The sequence below is a fragment of the Acidobacteriota bacterium genome (assembly GCA_040752675.1).
Lineage (GTDB): Bacteria > Acidobacteriota > Polarisedimenticolia > JBFMGF01 > JBFMGF01 > JBFMGF01.
Genome location: JBFMGF010000073.1, coordinates 1 through 3,011, shown reverse-complemented (window position 1 = coordinate 3,011; position 3,011 = coordinate 1). Strand labels below are relative to the sequence as shown.

The window sequence follows — 3,011 nt, the reverse complement described above, 5'->3', positions numbered from 1 at the left end:
TAGGATCTGTTTTCATGTTCTTGTTGACGAGAATGTTTCCTTCTTGATCAAGAATGCAGAGATACATAGTTCTTGCATGGAGATCGATACCGCAGTAATATTGATGCTGTTTGGTGTAAAATTTCATTTGGCTTCTCCTTTCAATAACATTTGTTTTTACAATTCTATTTGGAGCCACTCCTGAATTTTCAACTGAGATTGGGATTGACTCCTTTTGGCGAGATACTACAAAGATTTGAACCTAAAAGGGAGCAGCCAAAAGGTTTTGGGAGCACTGGAAGGATCAGCTTAAATGGCAGAGGCTTGAACCTTACAAGAGCTTTGCACGGATGATCTATGACCATTTAGCAAGATGAATATATGAAAACGATGATCCTGAAAAACCAAGCTCTTATTGAGACCAGCCCGCTTGAATATAACGAACTACCTGAGCCAATCGCAGAAGAGAAACAGATTTTGATCAGGGTCAGGGCTTGCGGGGTGTGCCATACGGATCTTCATGAGGTGGAAGGGGATCTTCCACTCATCAAGAAGCCGGTCATCATCGGGCATCAGGTAGTGGGGGTCGTGGATAGAGTGGGGAAGGATGTCACCAAGTTCAAAAGGGGCGAGAGAGTCGGTATCCCGTGGGTTCACCGGACATGCGGAATATGTCATTTCTGCCGAAGCAGTTCCGAGAATCTGTGTGAATCGGCGAGGTTCACGGGCTACTCGGTCGATGGTGGATATGCGGAATTTATGGTCTCGGAAGAGGGTTTCACTTACCAGATCCCTGAAAACTTTTCCGACGAAGAAGCGACACCGCTTCTGTGCGCCGGGATCATCGGCTACCGCTCCATCCGCTTGAGCGATCTTCAGAAAGGGGAAAGACTCGGTCTCTTCGGCTTCGGAGCCTCCGCGCACATCGCCCTTCAGATAGCGCGGCACCATGGCTGTGAGGTCTTCGTCTTCACGAGAAGCGAGGAACATCAAAAGTTAGCGGCAGAGCTTGGGGCCGCCTGGGCTGGCAGAGCTGACGAACATCCTCCCGCGAAGCTCGACAGAGCCATTACTTTTGCACCGGCCGGCCAGGTCGTCCTGGCTGCCCTCGGACATCTCAGAAAAGGGGGAACACTTGCCATCAATGCCATCTATCTTGACAGGGTTCCTGAAATGGATTACGAAAAACATCTTTATTATGAGAAAACCATCCGGAGTGTGGCATCGAGCACCCGTCAGGATGCCGTCGAATTCCTCGAGCTTGCCGGCGAGATTCCAATAAAGACCGAAGTGAAAGTCTTTCCTCTGAAGGAAGCCAACAGAGCTCTACAGTTGCTCAAAGAGAGCCGCATCACCGGCGCAGCCACCCTTAAGATCTCATAAGCCATCCATATCAGCTTTTAATAGCTTCTGGAGGCTGAGGGCATTCTGGATTGCCCAGCCATGGGCATCGTTGTTGAAGTAGACGTAAACGTCTTTTTTCTGTCTCATCCACTCTCTTATCACGGAGGCATCTCTCTTAAGCTGGAAATCGGAGTAGCATCCACCATAAAGCTCTCCCTGAGTGCCGTGTCTTCTAAGATAGACAAAATCTCTTCAGAGGGATTTCCACATCAAATTCTGGCCAGTCCGCCCTGCAGACAGTGCAGCCACTTTCGTCCAGCATTTCGTAGATCTCATGGCACAGCCAGGACTCATGCCTGAATTCAAACGCATGCCTGGGCTTAGTAATTCGCTTCGGCTCGTCAGGATGTTCTGACTTTCCTGGTTTGATTCTCTTCTGTTTGCTCCGCTGGCACTCCTTGAGACTTTTCAGAAAAGCTCTCAATCTTCCAGCATCCTTCTTAAAGCCGGGGGAAAGCTGCCATAGAACGACGGAAAGCTTCTTCTCAAGGAGAAGCGCTCGCGAAAAGAAGTTTCTCAATGGTTCTTCAGCATCCTTCAGACGCTTGACATGGGTGATAAACCGACTTCCCTTGATAGCGAAGGAAAAATCGGACGGAGTCCTCTTCCTCCATCTTTCAAAGACTTTCTCCTGGGGTAGTCTGTAGAAGGTAACATTGAGCTCAACGGTCTTGAAGAATCTTGCATAATACTCGAGCCACTGATTCTGAGGCAGACCTTTCGGGTAAATTACCCCATCTGCCCAATGGTCGTAGTTGTATCCACTCGTCCCTATGAAGATTTTCTGTTTCATCTTCTGCACAGTCATTTATCTCCTGAAGCAATCTCAGGCAGGAGGCCTGATTTATTTGGGTTTACTTCGATAATTATTGAGCATGATCTTTAATTTTTCTTCACAGGAAGAGCAGAAATTTGGAGATTTGATGTCTGTGTCATGGAGACTGTTTGAAAAATGCATGACGCACGCAGGATTCTGGCAGTGACCCAGCTTGAAGCAATGCCCCAGCTCATGTACAGCTTCCTTTATCATCCGCTTCTCGAATACGGTCCTGCTGGGCATCATGCCGTAGAATTCCTCCCTCAGCCGTATCAGAGATATTATGGCAACGGAAGAATCGGAATACGCTTCACCGAAGACAAAATTCAGGGATGGGACATAGAGATCCACGTCGGCAATTCCCAGAATCTGTGCGGCATCTTTCGGAAAATACTTTTTGAGTTCATCGAGAATCAAAGACGAATGAAACTGATTACGCTTCTTGCTGTAAGCGAACTGGATGTTGTCTATCCCTTTTCCTATCTCGACAGCAAATCCAAACTTCTCCTTAAGTGGTTCGATAAGTTTTTCGATTGATGTGGAGCTTGCCTTGCCCACAGGAATCAGATAAATTTTTTTATTCATACTTTGACTCCAGCAATAAGGAACACAGGATAAAGCGGTTGCAGTGAACGCTAACATTAAAGCGACAAAGACGAAATGTCCCGATGAGTAAAGACGATTAAAATATCTTGATAAATTCGATTGGCGGAGCTCAGAAGCTATTGTTGAAAAATTCATTTTACTCCTGTATTTTTCCGGTGGGCCCGTCCGGATGCAGGTTTTCATCAGAATAATAAAAGGCGATGGG

4 protein-coding genes and 1 pseudogene are annotated in these 3,011 nt (G+C 47.1%); 1 reads left to right on the top strand and 4 read right to left on the bottom strand.

Translation table 11 applies throughout. The features are described 5' to 3' along the window. A partial coding sequence (locus tag AB1756_07205) for an IS110 family transposase (GenBank protein MEW5807114.1) occupies positions 1-127 on the bottom strand: 127 nt, incomplete at its 3' end. A gap of 233 nt (positions 128-360) precedes the next feature. Here AB1756_07205 and AB1756_07200 point away from each other — a divergent pair. Further along, entirely contained in the window at positions 361-1,362 is a 1,002-nt protein-coding gene (locus AB1756_07200; GenBank protein MEW5807113.1) for a zinc-dependent alcohol dehydrogenase family protein, read from the top strand. On the opposite strand, the pseudogene AB1756_07195 reads toward AB1756_07200, so the two are convergent. The 3 genes and pseudogenes from AB1756_07195 to AB1756_07185 all read right to left on the bottom strand — a co-directional run bounded on the left by AB1756_07195 (position 1,357) and on the right by AB1756_07185 (position 2,785). Further along, positions 1,357-1,512 (bottom strand): annotated as a pseudogene (locus AB1756_07195) (DUF72 domain-containing protein). The gene AB1756_07200 and the pseudogene AB1756_07195 sit on opposite strands and share 6 nt — an antisense overlap. 43 nt (positions 1,513-1,555) lie before the next feature. Beyond that, the gene (locus AB1756_07190) at positions 1,556-2,191 is read right to left on the bottom strand and encodes a DUF72 domain-containing protein (protein ID MEW5807112.1); all 636 of its coding nucleotides are present in this window, start codon (positions 2,189-2,191) and stop codon (positions 1,556-1,558) included. A 36-nt stretch (positions 2,192-2,227) separates the two neighbouring features. Continuing rightward, entirely contained in the window at positions 2,228-2,785 is a 558-nt protein-coding gene (locus AB1756_07185) for an archaemetzincin (protein ID MEW5807111.1), read from the bottom strand. Positions 2,786-3,011 lie beyond the last annotated feature (226 nt).

What these genes read in the sequence shown, in the direction of transcription:
- AB1756_07200 (MEW5807113.1), top strand. Translation starts at nt 361, where the DNA reads ATGAAAACGATGATCCTGAAAAACCAAGCTCTTATTGAGACCAGCCCG.
- AB1756_07190 (MEW5807112.1), bottom strand. Translation starts at nt 2,191, where the DNA reads ATGACTGTGCAGAAGATGAAACAGAAAATCTTCATAGGGACGAGTGGA.
- AB1756_07185 (MEW5807111.1), bottom strand. Translation starts at nt 2,785, where the DNA reads ATGAATAAAAAAATTTATCTGATTCCTGTGGGCAAGGCAAGCTCCACA.